Raw genomic sequence first — 20,551 nt, 5'->3', positions numbered from 1 at the left:
TTAATTAATCATTTACTACATACTCAATATAGCGTTTAGGTACAAACATTTCTGTATCTAAATCTGGCTGGTAGCCTGCTATTTTCTTAAAATATTTGGTGTATATTTTCTTATAGTCTTTAAAAGATATATAGAGATTTACATCTAAATCTAGATAAGGATTAATAGCTACATCTTGATAAGTATATGTAATTTGAGTAGCTTTCATTTTTACAACACCATCTAGTGAATTAATTTCTAAGATTACCCCAGGTAAGCCACTAAATTTAAAAGGCCCATCACTATACGGTATTTCTTTGCTATAAAAAGCTTCGTAGTTTCTACCTCTAAAAGTACATAGTGCCTTATAACATAAGTTGCCATTTACAATCTTGGTTTGGTTGGTATATGCCCAATCAATTTTAAACTTATCTTTTATAAGTTTGTAGTTTTTAACACCCCTACCTTCTTTGTAATAGACTTCGGGTTTATGCAAATTGTTTTTGTACATCGCTTTATAAAAAAGAGGCGAATAATTATCCATTGTACCATACATTTCAGAATCAAAAACGGTGTCTTTAGTTTTAAGTACAAACTCACTCTGTACTCCATTAGTGGTCAATACAGTATTATAAAAAACAATATCGCCATAATCATCATTAGCATCATAAACAGATACATCATAATTAATTATCATTGTTTCTTTTGTTGTGTCCTGTGCATAGGAAGCAAAAAAGAGTGATGTGACTAAAAAACAGAAAAGATGTTTCATGCTTCAAATTTAAAATTAGTTGAGCTTTTTATTAAATGTGTATAATTATACTCCTGTTCCAATCTCTTTTTTCGCTTCTTCAGCAGCTTTTACTCCTGCTCTTGAAGCTTTTATGGCATCAGCGCAAGCTTCACCCATTACAACATCTGGATCATCTCCAGATCTACAAACCCTAGAACTTATTATTATAGTTCTGTCAAGATTTGTAGATGTTCTCCTACAGCATTTTGTATATGTTGAGGCTTCTTCGGACAAGTTTACTTCAATAATAGCTGTTTCGTCTAATGTTACGTTTTCTTTAGGTGTGTTAAAAGCAAAAGTTGTACAAATAAATACTAAAGTTAAAAAATAAAATCCAATTTTTTTCATAATAAATAATATTAAATTATTGTATTCTCGGTTTTTGTAAAAAAAAGAATACTATCAAAACATTTGATAACCAAATATATATATATAATAAATTCCTATTGAATTTTTATTTTTTCTATAAAAAAAATAAAATAAGGTATTGCCATAAAGAGAGGAAGGGAAGTAGCAAAAAATTACTTGCCAGTTATAGATCTTGCAAAGAATATAAATAAGGAGTAGAGAAAGCTAATAGTTAAGTAAAGTATTGTTTTAAATTATCTAAACAAGAAGATTTTGCTATAAGCGATACAAAAACACAATTTGCTCTTGTATTTATAGAATACCTGTTTTTCTAATAATTGATAGTTCAGTATAAGTGAGTATCCAATTAAAAGATAATAGTATTACAAGTTTTTAAACTAGTTGAATTTGATACAAATGTATCTATTTCTTAGGTTTTTCATCTTCTTCAGGAATAATATTTATTGCAGGTTTTTTTAAGACTTCTTTGTTAGCAATGCTTCTTTCTAAAGATAATAATAAAGAAGGCAATAATAATAAATTAGAAAGCATTGCAAATAATAATGTGATAGATACTAAAGCTCCAAGCGCAACAGTACCACCAAAACTAGAGATTATAAATACCGAAAATCCAAAGAACAACACGATAGATGTGTAAAACATACTTACACCTGTTTCGCGTAAGGCTCCAAATACAGATTTGCGTATTTTCCAGTGATTGGCTTGTAATTCTTGTCGGTATTTTGCCAAAAAGTGAATGGTATCATCTACCGATATTCCAAAGGCAATACTAAATACTAATATGGTTGATGGTTTTATTGGTACACCTAAATACCCCATTAATCCTGCTGTAATAATTAACGGTAATAAATTTGGGATAAGTGACACCACAATCATTTTGAATGATCTAAACATATAGGCCATAAATAATGAGATCAATAAAATGGCTAACGATAATGAAATGGCTAAATTTTTAACCAAATACGTGGTTCCTTTTTGAAACACTAAAGCTTTTCCGGTAATAGTAACATCGTATTGTTCTTTAGGGAATACTTTGTCTATTTTAGTTTGTAGGTTTTCTTCAATACGTTCCATCCTGTCCGTACCAATATCTTTCATAAAGGTAGTGATACGCGCATATTGTCCTGTACTGTCTACAAAATCTTTAAGTAAATTGGTTTCGGTTGACGACGAATTTTTAGCATACGTCATTATAAAACTATTTTCCTGACTTGTTGGAAGCTGGTAATATTTAGGATTTCCGTTATAGTAAGCCTGTTTAGAGTATTTTACCAAACCAACTACAGATATAGGTTTTGAAAGTTCTGGAGTTTCAATAATAAGTTCTTCCAACTCATTCATACGTTTTAAGGTGCTCAATTTCATCACACCTTTTTTACGTTTGGTATCTACCATAATTTCTAATGGCATAATCCCGTTAAATTCACTTTCAAAAAATCTAATATCTTTAAAAAACTGTTCTTGTTTAGGCATGTCTTCAATAAGACTTCCAGATATTTTTATTTGATAAATTCCAATAATACTTACTACTAATAATACTAAAGAAGTACAGTAAATGGCAATTTTATTTTCTTTTACCATGCGTTCCATCCAATTGACAAACGAGCCAATCCAACGTTTGTTAAGATGCTCTAAATGGCGTTCTTTTGGGTAAGGTAAAAAGGTATATAGAATAGGAATAATTAGCAGGCATAAGATAAAAATAGCCACAATACTCAATGAGGCTACAATACCAAATTCCTTTAATAATTTACTTTCTGTTAAAATAAATGTTGCAAAACCCGATGCTGTTGTAATGTTGGTCATCAAAGTAGCATTCCCAATTTTAGTAATGACACGTTGTAGTGATCTTACTTTATTACCATGCGCTTTTACTTCATTTTGATATTTGTGAATTAAGAAAATACAATTGGGTATTCCTATCACAATTATTAATGGCGGAATTAATGCCGTAAGTACTGTAATTTCATAACGTAGTAATCCTAAGATTCCTAAAGTCCACATTACACCAAAGCAAACCACTACCAGTGAAATTAAGGTGGCTCTAAGCGATCGGAAGAATAAAAAGAAGATAAATGAGGTAACAAATAAAGCTGCACCAACAAACCAACCAATTTCGTCTACAATTATTTGAGCGTTTAAAGTACGTATATATGGCATTCCAGATACACGAACATCAAGATCGTAAGCTTCCTCAAAAGCTTTAATTTTTTTATTGAGTTTATTAACTACAAAATCTTTTCTGGCAGGCGTATTTACAATATCTTTTTTAATGTATAAAGCCGTCCTAATGGTTTTAGTTTCGGTATTAAATAAAAAATTATCGTAAAAAGGATATTTCTTAAAAAGCTCTTCTTGAAGCGTATTTATTTCAGCTATCGAATGAATAGAATCTGTAATAAAAGGTTTTAAATCGAATTTTTCCTCTTTCGAATTTTTTACAAGCTTCTGTAAATCTTTGATAGATACCACAGCTTCAACTTCTTCATCAGCTTTAAAATCATCAGAAAGTTTATTCCAAGCATTTAGTTTTTCAACAGTAAAAAGTGTAGAATCCTTTACCCCAAGAATAATAAGATTTCCTTCTTCTCCAAAAATATTAAGAAACTCATTGTAGGTTACATTTACCTCATGATCATCGGGTAAAAGATTGGCTTCAGTATAAGTGAAACGCATGTATTTCCATTGCGTACTTAAAAAAAGCGTAATTAATGCGATACCTATAAGTATCACAATCTTGTTACGCAAAATGAGTCGCGCAACTATTTCCCAAAAACTGGATGTAAAAAGTTTAGACATAACGAAATAAAACAGCTGTAAAGGTAGAAAAAAGCTAAGGATTACTTAACTTATTTTAGGGATATTATTTTTTTATAACGAAACGTTAAAGGTGAATTTTAGAGCCATATTATCTGTCTGTTTAGGAAGATGATAAGCGCCATAACGATAAGCGAAACTTAAACCAAAGCCAAAAAATAGTTTGTTAATTTCTAGTCCAGATTCTGTGTAACCTTTGTCTAATGTGTCAAAAGTTACATTTTCATGACGCTCAATATTACTCATTTGACCCACTGCATATCTTGTTATTAAAACCAATTGTGGCTTAAAACGGTTGGTAATATTAAAAGGTTTAAAGTAATGCTTAAGTTGTACTGTTGAAAATTTATCAGAAAAGAACTCATTAAAATACATGGTTTCAAAACTGTTGATACCTGCTACCGAAAAACGTTGGAAAATGGTTTCCTTAGTAATATTATTAGGATAGGCATGATATAAGTGCGTTAGTGGAGTGTTACCATTTGCAAGTCCTGAAACTATTGTAGCTTCTGTGTAAGATTCTGGATTATATTGAAAGCGATGCACAAGTCTGAAATCAACTTTTGAGAAACTTAAATTACTACTTAAAACATTATCAATCGCTTTGGTGTACTGAAGTGAAAGCTTTGGATACCCATTCTTTGTTTCTTTTACAACGTTATTTTTTGTTGTGATAAATTTACTAAACGGACTCCATTGTAGTGCAACTTTTGCAGTTGTTAAATGAAACTGATTATATGATTTTCCATCAAAAACATAATTGTAACTATAGGTGGTATTTATATTTCTTACAGCAAATTCTGTTTCCGATAATAAATAATTAGATAGCTGATGCTCTAACGTAATCGCTGTAGTGATGTGTTTATGAAACAAATCGATATTTAATAAGCGAGGTTCAAAAAATTGAAAAAAGCGCTTATCAGTTAAAAATGCTGAACTTCCTGTTTCTTCCAAGTCATTGGTGTAAGATACATTTAGCCACGTATTTGTTTTTTTAGCAATCCTAAAACCACCTCCAAAACTATATTTAAAACGATCGTCTCTAAAACCATAAACAACATAAGAGTTTAAACGGTAACGATCAGAAAATAACTCATTTGTTGAGCCTCCTAAACCTGTTCTTAAACCTTCGTATTGATTATATTTAACTAAGTAGCGTAAATCTAAATTAATGTACTTTGAAGGGAAATAACCATTCCCTAATTGTTTTAAAAAATACGTTTTCTTTATAGAGTCTCTACTTACCGTCGTTGAATCTTCGGTAGGCGATGGCGTTTGCGATTGTGCAAAAGTGACATAAAATATAAAAAAAACAATAAAACCGTATTTTTGCATGTAAGGGAAACCAATTTTAATTTAAGAGGTAAAAAAAGCGACATAAGAGTCGCTTTATTTTTATACTGTCATAATTTCTTTTTCCTTGACGTCTAAAATCTCTTCAATTTTTTTAACGTACTTATCGGTCATATGTTGTATATCAATCTCTGCATTTTTTTGAAGATCTTCTGAAACGTCTTCTAATTTTTTAATATCAGAATTCCCTTCTTTACGTGCACTTCTAATTCCAACCTTACCATCTTCAGCTTCGCCTTTAGCTTGTTTTACTAAATCACGACGACGCTCTTCAGTTAATGGTGGTACGTTAATAATAATTGTGTCACCATTGTTCATTGGGTTAAATCCAATATTTGCAATCATAATACCACGCTCAATTTCATGAAGCATGTTTTTTTCCCAAGGTTGCACAGTAATTGTTCTACCATCTGGGGTGTTAACATTGGCAACTTGTGATAATGGGGTTTGTGAGCCGTAATAATCTACCATAACACTTCCTAACATTGCAGGACTAGCTTTTCCTGCTCTAATGTTTTTAAATTGGTGTTCCATGTGCCTAATAGCATTATCCATGGATTCTTTAGTAGAGTCTAATATAAATTTAATGTCTTCGTTCATCGTCAATTTTTTAAGTATTTACACGTATAAAAAATAAGCCAAATAGCTATTAAAGGTTAACTTTTGTACCAATGTTTTCTCCCGAAAGCACTTTTAATAAGTTCCCTCTGGTGTTCATATCAAAAACAATAATTGGTAATTCATTTTCTTGACTTAAAGTGAATGCTGTTGTATCCATCACTTTTAAGCCTTTACGTAAAACATCATCAAAAGTGATGTCGTCAAATTTTACTGCTGTTTTATCTTTTTCTGGATCCGTATTATATATTCCATCCACACGAGTTCCTTTTAAGATCACATCGGCTTCAATTTCTATGGCACGTAATACAGCAGCAGAATCTGTAGTAAAATAAGGATTACCTGTTCCTCCTCCAAAAATAACGACACGACCTTTTTCTAGGTGACGCATTGCTTTTCTTCTAATAAAAGGTTCGGCAACTTCATTTATTTTAATAGCAGATTGTAAGCGTGTTGGTACACCAGCATCTTCAAGAGCACTTTGTAATGCTAATCCGTTAATTACAGTAGCAAGCATTCCCATGTGGTCTCCTTGTACACGATCCATACCGTTGCTAGCTCCAGCAACTCCTCTAAAAATATTTCCTCCGCCAATTACTATGGCCATTTCAACACCTTTATCGACTATTGTTTTTATATCTTCAGCATATTCAGCTAATCTAATAGGGTCTATACCATATTGGCGTTCTCCCATAAGGGCTTCACCAGATAATTTGAGAAGGATTCTTTTATATTTCATAGTAGTTTTTGAAAGTTTAGCAAAACTACATAATTTTTTTGTTTTTTATCACAAAAAAAAGCTTCTCTGATATAGAGAAGCTTTTTATATTTAAAATAGAATAAGGTTTATCCTACAGATACTCTTTTGAAATCAGAAATAGCAACATCACCGAAAGAAGAAACGTATTTTGCAACGTTTATTTTCTCATCTTTAATGAAGTTTTGATCTAATAGACATTGTTCTTGGTCTAATGTTGTGTTATCAGAAATGTAACGCTCCATTTTTCCAGGTAAAATTCTGTCCCAGATTTGTTCTGGTTTTCCTTCTGCTTTTAATTCTGCTTTTGCAGCTTCTTCAGCCGTAGCTAAAGCTTCAGGAGTTAATTGTGCCATTGAGATAAATTGAGGTACATTTTTAAGTGTTTTACCTAAACGTCCTAATTCAATATTATCTTTTTCAATAACAGCAATTCTTGCTTCAGTTTCAGAGGCAACGAAAGCTGGATCAAAATCTTTGTAAGATAATGTTGATGCTCCCATTGATGCAACTTGCATTGCAACGTCTTTTACTAAAGTGTCTTCATTGGCAACTTTTGCAGTTAATCCTACTAAAGCAGCAATCTTGTTTATATGTACGTATGTTCCAACGTAAGGTGCTTCTAATTTTTCGAAAGCAGTGATATCAAGTTTTTCACCGATAACTCCTGTTTGTTCAATTAATTTTTCAGCAACTGTCATTCCGTCAAAATCTGCAGCTAAAAATTCTTCTTTAGTGTTACAGTTTAATGCTGTATCAGCTAAATCGCTAGCAAGTTTTAAAAAGTTTTCGTTTTTTCCAACAAAATCAGTTTCACATCCTAATACAATAGCAACACCAGAAGTGTGATCTGCATTGATTTTAGAAACAGCAGCTCCTTCAGAAGAATCTCTGTCAGCTCTTTTGTCTGCTACTTTTTGTCCTTTTTTACGTAAAACTTCAATAGATTTATCAAAATCTCCACCAGCTTCAACTAAAGCTTTCTTGCAGTCCATCATACCTGCACCAGTTGCTTGTCTAAGTTTGTTAACTTGAGCAGCTGTAATTTTTACTGTACTTTCCATGCGTATAAAATTTAAAAAAAGTCGTTCAGATAATTTTCTGTAAAGAAAAGAACTAAACGACTTATTTGTGTTGTGTAAATGTTATCTTTTATTCTATTCTTCTTCTTCAGTAGCTACTTTAGCGGTTGCTTTAGGAGCTGCTTTAGTTTCAGTTTTAGGTTCTGCTTTACTATCTTTTTCTGATTTTCTTTCAGAAAGACCATCTGCTACTGCAGAAGTTACGATAGATAAAACTTTATCTATTGATTTTGAAGCATCATCATTTGCTGGAATTAAATAATCTACCTGTCTAGGGTCAGAATTTGTATCCACCATTGCAAAGATTGGAATGTTTAATTTTTGCGCCTCTTTGATTGCAATGTGTTCACGTTTAATGTCCACTACAAATAAAGCACCAGGTAAACGTGTCATGTCGCTAATAGAACCTAAATTCTTTTCTAACTTAGCTCTTAAACGGTCTACTTGTAAACGCTCTTTCTTAGAAAGAGTCATGAATGTACCATCCTTTTTCATTCTATCAATAGTAGCCATCTTTTTGATTGCTTTTCTGATAGTGATAAAGTTTGTTAACATTCCACCAGGCCATCTTTCAGTGATGTAAGGCATGTTTACAGCGCCTGCTTTTTCAGCAACGATATCTTTAGCTTGCTTTTTTGTAGCTACAAATAATATTTTCTTTCCAGAAGCAGCAATTGTTTTAAGCGCCTGAGACGTTTCTTCAATTTTAGCTGCAGTCTTGTAAAGGTTGATGATATGGATACCGTTACGTTCCATATAGATGTAAGGAGCCATGTTTGGATCCCATTTTCTAGTCAAGTGACCAAAGTGTACACCTGCTTCTAATAATTCTTTTACTTCTACTTTTTCCATTTTGTAATAGTTTACGTTCTGTTGATTAGCAATGATTAAGTGGTGACGCTATGCGTTTGCCTTAACCATTTAGATGCTAAACTAAATCCTAACCCAAAGGTTAGGGACAACAATAACTTAGTTGTTTGTTTAAACTTGGTATTAACGTTTCGAGAATTGGAATTTCTTACGCGCTTTCTTCTGACCGAATTTCTTACGCTCTACCATTCTTGGATCTCTAGTTAATAAACCTTCTGGTTTTAAAACTAATCTGTTTTCTGCATCGATCTCACACATTACACGAGAGATTGCTAAACGGATTGCTTCTGCTTGACCAGTGATACCACCTCCATATACATTTACTGTAATATCAAAGTTGCCATCATTGTTAGTCATAGCTAAAGGTTGGTTTACTTTGTACTGTAAAGTTGCAGTAGGAAAATAAACCGCCATGTCTTTTTTGTTTACTGTAATGTTCCCAGTTCCTTGGGCTACATATACACGAGCAACAGCCGTCTTTCTACGGCCAATTTTGTGAATTACTTCCATTCTACTTGAATTCGTTTAGATTAATTGTTTTTGGTTTTTGAGCTTCATGGGTATGAGCTGCTCCAACAACAACGTTTAAATTACGGAATAAATTTGCACCTAATTTGTTTTTAGGTAACATTCCTTTTACTGATTTTTCCACTAATCTTGCCGGATCTTTTCCGAACAATTCTGTAGCAGTTAAACTTCTTTGACCCCCTGGGTAACCTGTGTGACGGATGTAAGATTTCTCTGTCCACTTGTTTCCTGTTAAGTTGATTTTTTCTGAATTGATAACAATTACGTTATCTCCACAGTCAACATGAGGTGTGAAGTTAGGTTTATGTTTACCTCTTAAAAGTTTTGCAACTTTAGAAGCTAAACGACCTAATGTTTGACCTTCAGCATCAACCAAAACCCACTCTTTATTCACAGTAGCTTTGTTTGCTGAAATCGTTTTGTAGCTTAATGTATCCACACTTATTAAATTTTCTAATTAAACATTCCTCTCTTAAAAAGAGTTTGCAAATTTACGATTAAAATCTTGATAACCAAATAGTGTTGCAACTTATTTTGTTTTATTGATTCTCAACAGGTTAATGTAGTTTGACATTCATTTTTACTTTAAATGCGTTTTTTAACTCGTTTCATATTTTCTATTCGTCTCTTTTATTAGCTTTGCATTTTTAAAATGCAAATATATGATTTCAGTTGATAATTTAGCCGTAGAGTTTAGCGGACACACCTTATTTAGTGACGTATCGTTTACTATTAATGAAAATGATAAAATCGCCCTAATGGGAAAAAACGGTGCGGGTAAATCCACCATGATGAAAATTATTGCAGGGGTGCAAAATGCAAACCGCGGTCATGTACGTTGTCCTAAAGATGCTATTATTGCTTATTTACCGCAACATTTATTAACTGAAGATGATGCTACGGTGTTTGATGAAGCTTCAAAAGCATTTAGTCATGTATATAATATGCGTGATGAAATGGAGGCGCTTAACAAGCAACTAGAAACGCGTACAGATTACGAATCTGATGAGTATATGAAAATCATTGAGCGCGTCTCAGACCTTGGTGAAAAATACTACGCACTTGAAGATGTAAATTATGATGCCGAAGTTGAAAAAGCATTAAAAGGTTTAGGTTTTAAACAAGAAGATTTTGGTAGACTTACAAGTGAGTTTTCAGGAGGGTTTAGAATGCGTATCGAACTAGCTAAAATTTTACTACAAAAACCAGACCTTATATTATTAGATGAACCTACCAATCATATTGATATAGAATCTGTAATTTGGTTAGAAGATTTTTTATTGAATAAAGCCAAAGCTGTAGTCGTAATTTCTCACGATAAAGCATTTATTGATAACATTACCAATAGAACCATTGAGGTGACTATGGGAAAAATATACGATTACAAAGCCAACTATTCTCATTATTTACAATTACGTGAAGATAGAAGAGTGCATCAACTAAAAGCATTTCAGGAACAGCAAAAATTCATTGCAGATAACCAAGTGTTTATTGATCGTTTTAAAGGGACATACTCAAAAACTAATCAGGTGTCTTCTCGTGAACGTATGTTAGAGAAATTGGAGATTATTCAGATTGATGATGTAGATACGTCTGCATTAAAATTACGTTTCCCAAAAACGCAGCGTTCTGGTGATTACCCGGTAACCGTTAAGGAGGTTTCTAAATCTTATGACGATCATGTGGTGTTTAAAAATGCTAACATGTCTATCGCTCGTGGTGAAAAAGTGTGTTTTGTAGGTCGAAATGGGGAAGGGAAATCAACCATGATAAAAGCTATTTTAGGCGCTATTGATGTTGAAGGAACTTGCGAACTTGGACATAATGTACAGGTGGGATATTTTGCGCAAAATCAAGCCGCTTTATTAGACGAAGATTTAACTATTTTTCAAACGGTAGATGATGTTGCTCAAGGTGATATTAGAAAACAGATAAAAAACATCTTAGGGGGGTTTATGTTTAAAGGTGATGCCATTGAGAAAAAAGTAAGCGTACTATCGGGAGGAGAAAAAACCCGTTTAGCTATGGTGAAATTGTTATTAGAACCTGTTAACCTGCTTATTCTTGATGAGCCTACCAATCACTTAGATTTAAAATCTAAAGATGTATTAAAAGAAGCGCTTCTTGATTTTGATGGGACACTTGTTTTAGTATCTCACGATAGAGATTTCTTACAAGGTTTATCTAACAAAGTATTTGAATTTAAAGACCAACGTGTGATTGAACATTTTGAATCTATTGACGACTTTTTAGTTAGAAATAGAATTGAAAGTTTAAAAGCAATGGATTTATAAGTGCTAATTACTAATAAATAGTGATTAGTAAAAAGTAATTAATAAGAAGAAAATACCGCTGTTATGCCCGCGTTAGGGATTGCAGCGGTATCCTTTTTTCAAATCTTATACACGCTAATTACAATCGCTATCACTATGTTATGTGCTATTTTATAGCAGTTGGTATGTACTATAGCTTATTAAAAAAAAGATATAGCGTAAAGCCCGACCCTTGCGGTAACGCCCTAAAAGAATATATTTATAACAACTAAGAGTCAATTTTTGACTAAATTTGCAGCCATATGCAAGAACTACAACTTTCGGATTGGTTACCTACCACAAATAAAGAGGTGAAAATACGCGGATGGGAAGCACTAGATGTGATCTTATTTAGCGGAGATGCCTACGTGGATCACCCTACTTTTGGGCCTGCGGTTATTGGACGTATGCTAGAAAGTTTTGGCTTACGTGTGGCTATTGTGCCACAACCTAATGTGAAGGATAATCTTCAGGATTTTGTAAAAATGGGTAAACCAAAATTGTTTTTTGGGGTTACCGGTGGTTGCATGGATCCAATGATTAGTAACTATAATGCGAATAAAAAGAAACGTGATAAGGATGCGTATACGCCAAATGGTGATATAGGTTTTCGTCCTGATTACGCGACAACTGTATATTCAAAAATATTAAAAGATAAATGGCCAGATACTCCAGTTTTAATTGGTGGTATTGAGGCATCGTTACGCCGTGTAACGCATTACGATTTTTGGAGTGATAAATTATTGCCTTCTATTTTAGAAACCTCAAAAGCAGATATGCTGGTTTACGGAATGGGAGAGCAACCACTAAGAGAAGTGGTACGTTTGCTAGAAAAAGGAGTGCCTTTTAATAGTATTAATACGGTGTTACAAACGGCTGTTTTATTAAATAAAGACGAAAGTATTCCTAAAAATAGTAACTGGCAAGATGTAGAAATTGCATCTCATGAGGTGTGTTTGAAGGATAAGAAAAAATACGCGTCTAACTTTAAGGTGATTGAGCAGGAGAGTAATAAATTGGCGGCGCGACGCATATTCCAGAAAATTGGTGATAAAACATTAATGATTAATCCGCCGTATCCAACCATGACGGAAGCGGAAATTGATGCGTCTTTCGATTTACCTTACACACGTTTACCACATCCAAAATATAATAAACGAGGACCAATTCCGGCGTTTGAAATGATTAAGTTTTCTATCAATATTCACCGTGGGTGTTTTGGTGGATGTAGCTTTTGTACCATTTCGGCACATCAAGGAAAATTTATTGCGTCTCGTAGTCAGGAGTCTATTTTAAAAGAAGTAGATACTGTGGCTAATATGCCCGATTTTAAAGGGTATTTATCTGATATTGGAGGTCCAAGTGCCAACATGTATCAGATGAAAGGGAAAGTACAGTCTATTTGCGACAAATGTGTGGCGCCTAGTTGTATTTCGCCTGTAATTTGTAGTAATTTAGATACGTCTCATAAACCGTTAACCGAATTATATCAAGCAGTTGATAGTCACCCTAAAGTGAAAAAATCTTTTATTGGATCTGGTATTAGACATGATATGTTGGTGCCTGAGTTTAATAAAAATGCCGACCCAAAAGAGTTGGATGCTTACACGGAAGAGGTAATGACGAAACACGTTTCTGGTAGACTAAAAGTAGCGCCAGAACATACTAGTGATCCGGTATTGAAATTGATGCGTAAACCATCGTTTTCGTATTTCCATAAATTTAAAGAGCGTTTTGATAAAATCAATATTGCTAAAGGTTTAAAGTTACAGTTGATTCCTTATTTTATATCTAATCACCCCGCTTGTGAGGTTGAAGATATGGCAAATTTGGCTGCCGAAACTAAAGATATGGGTTTCCAGTTAGAGCAAGTGCAAGGGTTTACTCCAACACCAATGACGGTGGCTACCGTAATTTATTATAGTGGTTATCATCCATACACACTTAAAAAAGTAAACACACCTATTACTAGAAAAGAGAAAGATGAACAGCATCGTTTTTTCTTTTGGTATAAGGATGAAAATAAAGCGTGGATTAAAAAGACCTTGAATAAATTAGGGCGTGAAGATTTATTAAAAGTACTACTTCCTGAAAAGGACGAGAAATGGCGTAAAAATAAACCTACAGGTGACGCTAAAAACACGTTTAATGATGCTGTAGCACCTATTCCTTTTAATCAACGTAGAGATAAAGCAAAGTTTAAGAGTAAGAATAAAAAGAAAAGGAGATAGGGAGGTGTTTCTATAATTCTTACTGCCTTTTCTATCTTCAATAAGCTTCTTTATACTCAATTGTCCCCTCGAGGGGACTTCAGGGGTGTCCGTACCCAATAAAACACAGCACCACAACAATTACAGCCCACCTCAATAAACTTCTTCATACTCAATTGTCCCCTTGAGGGGACCTTAGGGGTGTCCGTACCCAATAAAACACATCACCACAACAATTACACGCCACCTCAATAAACTTCTTCATACTCAATTGTCCCCTCGAGGGGACCTTAGGGGTGTCCGTACCCCAAAATAAACCACAGCACCACAACAATCACATCCCACCTCAATAAGCTTCTTTATACTCAATTGTCCCCTCGAGGGAACCTTAGGGGTGTCCATCCTCCAAAATAAAACACATTACCGCAACAATCACATCCCAACTCAATAAACTTCTTCATACACAATTGTCCCCTTGAGGGAACCTTAGGGGTGTCCGTCCTCCAAAATAACACACAGCACCATAACAATCACACCCCACCTCAATAAACTTCTTCATACTCAATTGTCCCCTCGAGGGGACCTTAGGGGTGTCCGTCCCCCAAAATAAACCACATCACCACAACAATTACACGCCACCTCAATAAACTTCTTCATACTCAATTGTCCCCTCGAGGGGACCTTAGGGGTGTCCGTCCTCCAAAATAACACACAGCACCATAACAATCACACCCCACCTCAATAAACTTCTTCATACTCAATTGTCCCCTCGAGGGGACCTTAGGGGTGTCCGTACCCCAAAATAACACACATCACCATAACAATCACATCCCACCTCAATAAACTTCTTCATACTCAATTGTCCCCTCGAGGGGACCTTAGGGGTGTTCAGTCCCTAAAGAACTACAGCATGTAACTCCTAATTCTACCCAACACAAAATGAGCCTAAATCACTCGTGTAAATTATTTTTCATATCTTAAAGTGTTGAAAATAAGGTGTAAAATATGCGAAACAAGATAATTCCATACAATACTAAATTAAAATTATTAGCACGTCAGTTACGAAAAAACAGTACACTTACTGAGGTTTTACTTTGGCAGAAAATAAAACAACGCGCTTATGGTGTTCAGTTTCATCGTCAGGTTCCTATGCTAAATTACATCACAGATTTTTACTGTCATGAAATAGGTTTAGTCATCGAGATAGATGGATCTAGTCATGACCATAAAATCTTATATGACGCAAAACGACAAGGAGAATTAGAAGCTTATGGTATTACCTTTTTAAGATTCTCTAATGAAGATGTGAAAAATAACATGTTTAGTGTTTTATTGGTTATTGAAGAAAAGGTTGAAGAGTTGGTTAACGCAGCACCCTTATAACCATCTCAAGAGGATATTAGCTAGAGTGTTTTATTTTACTTTTTCAACAATCAAAACACAAATCCCACCTCAATAAGCCTCTTCACACTCAATTGTCCCCTCGAGGGGACTTCAGGGGTGTCCGTCCTCCAAAATAACACACAGCACCATAACAATCACATCCCACCTCAATAAACTTCTTTATACTCAATTGTCCCCTTGAGGGAACCTTAGGGGTGTCCGTCCTCCAAAATAACACACAGCACCATAACAATCACACGCCAACTCAATAAACTTCTTCATACTCAATTGTCCCCTCGAGGGGACTTCAGGGGTGTCCGTCCTCCAAAATAAAACACAGTACCTATACCAATAAACACTATCCTTAAATAATTCATATCTTTAACCTATAAACACCAAACCCACAAAAACCGAGATATTAAAACCATGAAAAAACCACTACAAATAATTAACGGTATTGCATTTGTTTGTGTTATTGTAATGAACTATTTATCAAACACAGGATTATTAAACAATACCACTATTGGAGAAGTATCTAAGCAATATAATACCTTATTTACACCGGCAGGTTATGCCTTTTCCATTTGGGGAATCATCTATCTACTAGTCTTAGGATTCGTTATATATCAAGGACGAAGCTTGTTTGTAACCGTAAGAGACGATGCTTTTGTGCTCAAAACAGGGTGGTGGTTTTTACTGTCGTGTATTGCTAATTGTTTATGGATTGTAACTTGGATTTATGGCTATACCATATGGTCTTCAATCTTTATTTTTATACTACTAGTCTCATTAATACATATAGTGCTTAAAAACAGTATGGAATTGGTAGACGAGCCCATTTCTGTCATTGTCTTTTTATGGTGGCCATTTGTAATTTATAGTGGTTGGGTTACCGTAGCCAGTATAGCAAACGTCTCGGCAGTTTTAGTAAAACACCATTGGGATGGTTTTGGAATCTCTTCAACCATTTGGACCGTTTTACTTATTGTTATCGCCATGGTAATAAACCTAATAATTACCTGGACACGTAACATGCGCGAGTTTGCACTTGTTGGTGCGTGGGCTTTAATTGCTATTTATGCCGCTAATACAGATGTTAATACTACGGTAGCCTATACCGCGGTTATTGCTGCTGCTATTTTAATAATTAGCAGTTTTACACATGCTTTTAAAAACCGAAAAACAAATCCTGGTATTAAGTGTATGGAGTATTTTGAGGGGAGAAGAAGTTAGGGTTTACCCAATAGATAACTTCGCAGCATTTTTCCATAAATAATGTGGCATGGGCTCTAATAGTTTCCAATTGATATTCATTGTTTTTTTTATTAATAAATAGTGTTAAAACCCTGTTTTTAAGTTTTTTATGGTTTATTTTTTTTATATATTTATACTATTAAATAAGGTGATTATGAATTTTGAAGAAATAGAAAAATTAAGACATCCGTATTATCAAATAATGGAATTAAATAAAGAAGAACTTTTAACTAAATTAAATACATGGTCTCGTTTAGAGTTGATTGATTGGCTGTCTTGGAATGATAGAAATGGTATTTATCGAGATGAAGATTCTTTAGGTGAGTTTGATAATATTTTAGGAAAAGAGGAAGCTATTGAGATTATGAGCAGGCAAATTATAGAACAATAATTGAGACTGTTTATTTCAAATATATTTCGTCTCTAATATAACTAGCATTAAGCCAGAAACAATGTTTTGTATACTCTGTTAGTCCTGTTAATTTATCTGCAATTGGTAATGGATAAGTGTCATCACGATTTTGAGCATGTGGTCTAACATGACTTATTCTGTTCTCCGTTTTCTTTGGGAAATATGTTTTTCTTATATCTTTATCAGTTACTTCTTTTACAATTTCTCCATTTGAAATAGTTTTCACCATTTCTATCCAAACCTTTTTTGCTTCAATAATATCAGAATATGGCATATTCCAGAATTTGACTTTTCGTAAAATTAAATTGTCATCCTCAAATTGATAAAAAACAAAGAAAAATTTACTTTCCAAAATATTTTTAAAATCTGAATCTTCCCATTCTGTTTCAATTAATTCTTCATATTTAAATGTTGGAAATGAAATATCTTCTTTAGGTAGATTGTTTTCTTTAAGTCTGATTGTTTTTACTTGTATGTCAGCCTTTTCAAATTCCTCTATTTTTTGACCAAGTTCAAGACCAAGGATTGTATTTGTAAGATTTGCAAAATAACTTTTTGCCTTTTTGTTTAATTCTAGATCTAATTCTTTTTCAATTTGTTCTGAAGATTTAGCATAAAAAGGATGGAATTTTAAAATTACTATTTCCTCAAGTGTCTGTACTTGATCAAGAATTTCAGGTTGTTTTAGTATTTTTCCATAAACAGCAGTTTCTTCTTGAGCAATATTAGCAATAATATGATTTACATAACCTTGTTTTAAAGAATAAGCTCTTTGTTTAGCTTGTTCTTTATTAAATGGCTGGTCTCTGAAAGATTTGGCAGCGGTAGAGCCCTTTGTACACGCCCCAAGGTAAAATGTATCTCCTTCCGAAAGTTCGTGTGCTTTACCATCTTTAATTTTTTGATTTATAAATTCCCAATCGCGTTTAATTATTTTTAAATCTTCATTTGGGTATTGCCAACCATCAACTAATTTTATAATGTAATCTAATAGATTTAAGTCTTTATCATGAAGATAAAACACCAGAAGTAAATGAGCGTTTTTTTTAATAAAAGAACTTGTTTCAAAGTCTTCTTTATAAACTTCCAAATAGTTAATAATATTTAAAACAAGTCTTTCTTTAGAACGGAATTCTCTATTTTTTAAAGTTTTTAAAGGAGTAGATTTTAACTCAAGACCTGCTTCTAAAAAGTCTGGCTGAGCGTCAGAGTTTGGTTCGTATCCAAAATAGAATTTCTCTAATATCTGTCCAAAATTTCCTTTTCCTTTGTAGCCATGTTTTTCAATTTCAGAGCCACAAGCTTCTCTTAAAGTTTGATTTTTTAATTTTTTTGCAAACTCAATAATAGAATCTGATGAATTCACGTCAAACATAAAATTATTATTTAATTTGATTATAAAGTTCTTTTCCAATTTTTTCAATTACTCCAACGACTAAAGCATTTCCCATAAAAAAAGCTCTTTTGGTATCTGTAATGCCTTCTAGTTGTGTGTGATTATCTGGAAACATATTTAATCTTTCTAATTCAACAGGTGTCAATCTTCTTAATCCTCTATCAGATTCAACAACATGTTTAAAACGTGAAGGTGATTTTCCACCTTCTCCTGTAATTATTGTTCTAGAAGCGTTGTCTAGGGAGTCAGGATAAATCATAGCGCCTTCGCCATAATTATATTCAAAACCATCTTGTGTAATTCTTTTTTCTTTTTTAGAGCCTTTTAAGTATTCCCACATTTCTACTTCTGTGGTTATAGTTCGTTTTTCTCCATCTCTATTGGTTATCGTTTTTGGAGTTTTTAATTTTTTGTCTTTTATAAAGAAATCATCTGTTACCTCTCCGTTTTGTAGTAAATCTCTTAATTTGGTTTTTTTGCCTTTATGATCTGGTTGACTTTTTGCTGTATAAACTTTACCGTTAATTAACATTCCTGTATTTAAGAAAGGAGATAGTTTTCCGTCTTTGTTAAAGTTGTCTGTAATCTCGACTAAATCCCCTTTCAGTTCAACCTCTTGTAGAGAGTTTATTTTTAGAATAGGAAAAGCCTTAGCTATAGTTCCTTCTGTAGAAAGCCAATCTGTTTTGTTGGCTTTTTTTAACTTTTTATAAGCATCAGTCGATTTGTGATACCCAATAAAGAAAACTCGTCGTCTTCTTTGTGGCATTCCATATTCAGCAGCATTAATAACTCGCCATTCTACAGCATAACCTAAATCGTTTAAACTTTGTAACATTACAGCAAAATCACGTCCTCTTTGATTTGCAGGAGATTTTAAAAGCCGATCGACATTTTCTAAAAACAAATATTTTGGTTTGTTCTTTTTGTTTTCTAAAATACTGTGTATCGACCACCAAAGCACACCTTTTTTTCCTTTTAATCCTTTAGAGTTATGCAATGTTGTTGCAACAGAATAATCTTGACAAGGAAATCCTCCAACCAATAAATCGTGATCTGGAATTTCTTCCACATCTCTCGTTACTACTTGGTTTATATCTTCATTAGAATGATTTTTATTTCCAAATCTTGCCTCATATACTTCCGATGCATGTTGTTTTTTTGTAGATGGCTCCCATTGATTACTCCAAACAATTTCGAAATCGCTTTTTTCAAGTCCAAGTCGAAAACCTCCAACACCTGCAAATAATTCAGCAACTTTCACTTTCTTATTTCCCATTTTCTTGTGCTTTATAATAGTTAATTTTTTCTTCCGCTACTTTGAGTATTTCGGAAGTAGATTCTGTGTATTTTAATTCTTCTGCAATTTTTTCTGAATACCAATTTATTACTAATTTACTTTCAGATAATTTATAAAATTTTGCAAGTCTTATTATTTGCTCTAAAGTTGGTTTTCTTTCATTTTTTTCAAACTTACTAATCAAAGATTGATCAATATCAACTGCTGCTGCAACCTTCCTTAAAATCAAATCTTTTTCTTCTCGAGCTCCTTTTAAAGTATCTCCTAATGTTTTCATTGGTCAAAAATGTTTTAGACATATTTTGTCCAAAAATATAAAATATATTTTGATAACAAAATAATTAATGAAGAATAAATTAATTTGTATTAAATTATTTCAATAATATTATCTTGTTAATAGTCTTGCTGATTTTCCTAATTCAATTCCCCAATTGAAAGATTTTGCAGCATAATATGCTATTGGCATAATTCCGCCTAGTTGTGATGTTTTTTGTTCAGAAGCTCTTACTACTCTACAATGCCATCTGTCTCCTCTATTAGCTTCTTCGCAGACAATTAATCCGATAAATATATGTGCTAAAACAATAATTGGTATATCTCCTGATCTAGTAGTCAATGGTTGGTAGGAAGAATTGTTGTTATTTGGAAAAAATTCTTCAGCTATAGCAATAGATTTGTCAAATGCACTTTGCAGACTAGGTACAGTAATAGTACTATCATAAGTTACCTCATTAGCTAAACTAGTTACATCAGGTATATTGCCTATAATTGAGAATGAAATTTTTTCAAAAAAGGCAGTTAAATTATAGTTTCTTGGTTTTGCCCACTCAATTAAACAGTCTATTATATCTTGATGTGCAGGTACTCTTTGTGTATCTCCATTTGAATCTGTAAGCGATAAAAGTAAGTCATGTTGATGTATTTTATGTACATCACAAAGGCCTGATGTTCTTCTTATATTAATGATTGTTGAGCAACCATTAAATAAGCAAGTTCTTGATGTTGAATTATAATCAAGTTTGTTAGGATTTTCTTTACTTAAAATCCCTTGGTCAGAAATAGTTATTTCCCAATTTGCAACTCCATGTATTATTGATGTAATCATATCTTATTATAAT

At 33.2% G+C, this 20,551-nt stretch carries 19 protein-coding genes; 5 read left to right on the top strand and 14 right to left on the bottom strand.

What is annotated here, in order from left to right; translation table 11 throughout:
- Positions 1-4: 4 nt before the first annotated feature.
- The 10 genes from ACU4C5_RS03980 to rplM all read right to left on the bottom strand — a co-directional run bounded on the left by ACU4C5_RS03980 (position 5) and on the right by rplM (position 9,605).
- Positions 5-751 carry a GLPGLI family protein gene (locus tag ACU4C5_RS03980; protein WP_446845764.1) on the bottom strand — a complete coding sequence of 249 codons (747 nt, stop codon included), beginning with the start codon at positions 749-751 and terminating at the stop codon, positions 5-7.
- Positions 752-796: 45 nt separating this feature from the next.
- Positions 797-1,120 (bottom strand): hypothetical protein, encoded by a 324-nt coding sequence (locus tag ACU4C5_RS03975; protein WP_446845763.1) that lies wholly within the window; start codon positions 1,118-1,120, stop codon positions 797-799.
- Between the two features lie 423 nt (positions 1,121-1,543).
- Entirely contained in the window at positions 1,544-3,940 is a 2,397-nt protein-coding gene (locus tag ACU4C5_RS03970; RefSeq protein WP_446845762.1) for an efflux RND transporter permease subunit, read from the bottom strand.
- Between the two features lie 72 nt (positions 3,941-4,012).
- Positions 4,013-5,293, bottom strand: a complete 1,281-nt coding sequence (locus ACU4C5_RS03965) for a DUF5686 family C-terminal domain-containing protein (RefSeq protein WP_446845761.1) — start codon at positions 5,291-5,293, stop codon at positions 4,013-4,015.
- A 60-nt stretch (positions 5,294-5,353) separates the two neighbouring features.
- Positions 5,354-5,911, bottom strand: a complete 558-nt coding sequence (gene frr / locus ACU4C5_RS03960; RefSeq protein WP_446845760.1) for a ribosome recycling factor — start codon at positions 5,909-5,911, stop codon at positions 5,354-5,356.
- A 49-nt stretch (positions 5,912-5,960) separates the two neighbouring features.
- The gene (gene pyrH / locus ACU4C5_RS03955) at positions 5,961-6,668 is read right to left on the bottom strand and encodes a UMP kinase (RefSeq protein ID WP_446845759.1); all 708 of its coding nucleotides are present in this window, start codon (positions 6,666-6,668) and stop codon (positions 5,961-5,963) included.
- 107 nt (positions 6,669-6,775) lie between these two features.
- Complete coding sequence (gene tsf, locus ACU4C5_RS03950; protein ID WP_446845758.1) at positions 6,776-7,750, bottom strand: translation elongation factor Ts; 975 nt, start codon at positions 7,748-7,750, stop codon at positions 6,776-6,778.
- 93 nt (positions 7,751-7,843) lie between these two features.
- Positions 7,844-8,620, bottom strand: coding sequence for a 30S ribosomal protein S2 (gene rpsB, locus ACU4C5_RS03945; protein WP_446845757.1), 777 nt, complete (start codon positions 8,618-8,620; stop codon positions 7,844-7,846).
- Positions 8,621-8,761: 141 nt separating this feature from the next.
- Positions 8,762-9,148: a 30S ribosomal protein S9 gene (gene rpsI, locus ACU4C5_RS03940; RefSeq protein WP_446845756.1), complete on the bottom strand. Its 387-nt coding sequence runs from the start codon at positions 9,146-9,148 to the stop codon at positions 8,762-8,764.
- Position 9,149: 1 nt separating this feature from the next.
- Complete coding sequence (gene rplM / locus ACU4C5_RS03935; protein ID WP_446845755.1) at positions 9,150-9,605, bottom strand: 50S ribosomal protein L13; 456 nt, start codon at positions 9,603-9,605, stop codon at positions 9,150-9,152.
- A 223-nt stretch (positions 9,606-9,828) separates the two neighbouring features.
- Here rplM and ACU4C5_RS03930 point away from each other — a divergent pair, with 223 nt between their 5' ends.
- The 5 genes from ACU4C5_RS03930 to ACU4C5_RS03910 all read left to right on the top strand — a co-directional run bounded on the left by ACU4C5_RS03930 (position 9,829) and on the right by ACU4C5_RS03910 (position 16,716).
- A complete protein-coding gene (locus tag ACU4C5_RS03930) occupies positions 9,829-11,460 on the top strand; it encodes an ABC-F family ATP-binding cassette domain-containing protein (RefSeq protein WP_446845754.1) in 1,632 nt (543 codons plus the stop codon).
- A 281-nt stretch (positions 11,461-11,741) separates the two neighbouring features.
- A complete protein-coding gene (locus ACU4C5_RS03925; RefSeq protein WP_446845753.1) occupies positions 11,742-13,709 on the top strand; it encodes a YgiQ family radical SAM protein in 1,968 nt (655 codons plus the stop codon).
- Positions 13,710-14,693: 984 nt separating this feature from the next.
- Positions 14,694-15,071 carry an endonuclease domain-containing protein gene (locus tag ACU4C5_RS03920; protein ID WP_446845752.1) on the top strand — a complete coding sequence of 126 codons (378 nt, stop codon included), beginning with the start codon at positions 14,694-14,696 and terminating at the stop codon, positions 15,069-15,071.
- 426 nt (positions 15,072-15,497) lie between these two features.
- A complete protein-coding gene (locus tag ACU4C5_RS03915; protein WP_446845751.1) occupies positions 15,498-16,304 on the top strand; it encodes a TspO-related membrane protein in 807 nt (268 codons plus the stop codon).
- A 175-nt stretch (positions 16,305-16,479) separates the two neighbouring features.
- Complete coding sequence (locus ACU4C5_RS03910) at positions 16,480-16,716, top strand: hypothetical protein (protein ID WP_446845749.1); 237 nt, start codon at positions 16,480-16,482, stop codon at positions 16,714-16,716.
- A 10-nt stretch (positions 16,717-16,726) separates the two neighbouring features.
- Here ACU4C5_RS03910 and ACU4C5_RS03905 read toward each other — a convergent pair whose 3' ends face one another.
- From ACU4C5_RS03905 to ACU4C5_RS03890, 4 genes are all read right to left on the bottom strand, one after another.
- Complete coding sequence (locus tag ACU4C5_RS03905) at positions 16,727-18,112, bottom strand: Sau3AI family type II restriction endonuclease (RefSeq protein WP_446845748.1); 1,386 nt, start codon at positions 18,110-18,112, stop codon at positions 16,727-16,729.
- Between the two features lie 7 nt (positions 18,113-18,119).
- On the bottom strand, positions 18,120-19,412 hold the full coding sequence (gene dcm, locus ACU4C5_RS03900; RefSeq protein ID WP_446845747.1) for a DNA (cytosine-5-)-methyltransferase: 1,293 nt from the start codon (positions 19,410-19,412) through the stop codon (positions 18,120-18,122).
- Entirely contained in the window at positions 19,402-19,710 is a 309-nt protein-coding gene (locus tag ACU4C5_RS03895) for a helix-turn-helix domain-containing protein (RefSeq protein ID WP_446845746.1), read from the bottom strand. Before ACU4C5_RS03895 ends, dcm begins: the two co-directional genes overlap by 11 nt.
- A 108-nt stretch (positions 19,711-19,818) precedes the next feature.
- On the bottom strand, positions 19,819-20,538 hold the full coding sequence (locus ACU4C5_RS03890; RefSeq protein WP_446845745.1) for a hypothetical protein: 720 nt from the start codon (positions 20,536-20,538) through the stop codon (positions 19,819-19,821).
- Positions 20,539-20,551 lie beyond the last annotated feature (13 nt).

This window comes from Lacinutrix undariae, assembly GCF_052934785.1.
Note: the sequence above shows the minus strand (reverse complement) of the source record. Positions and strands in the feature narration are given on the sequence as shown.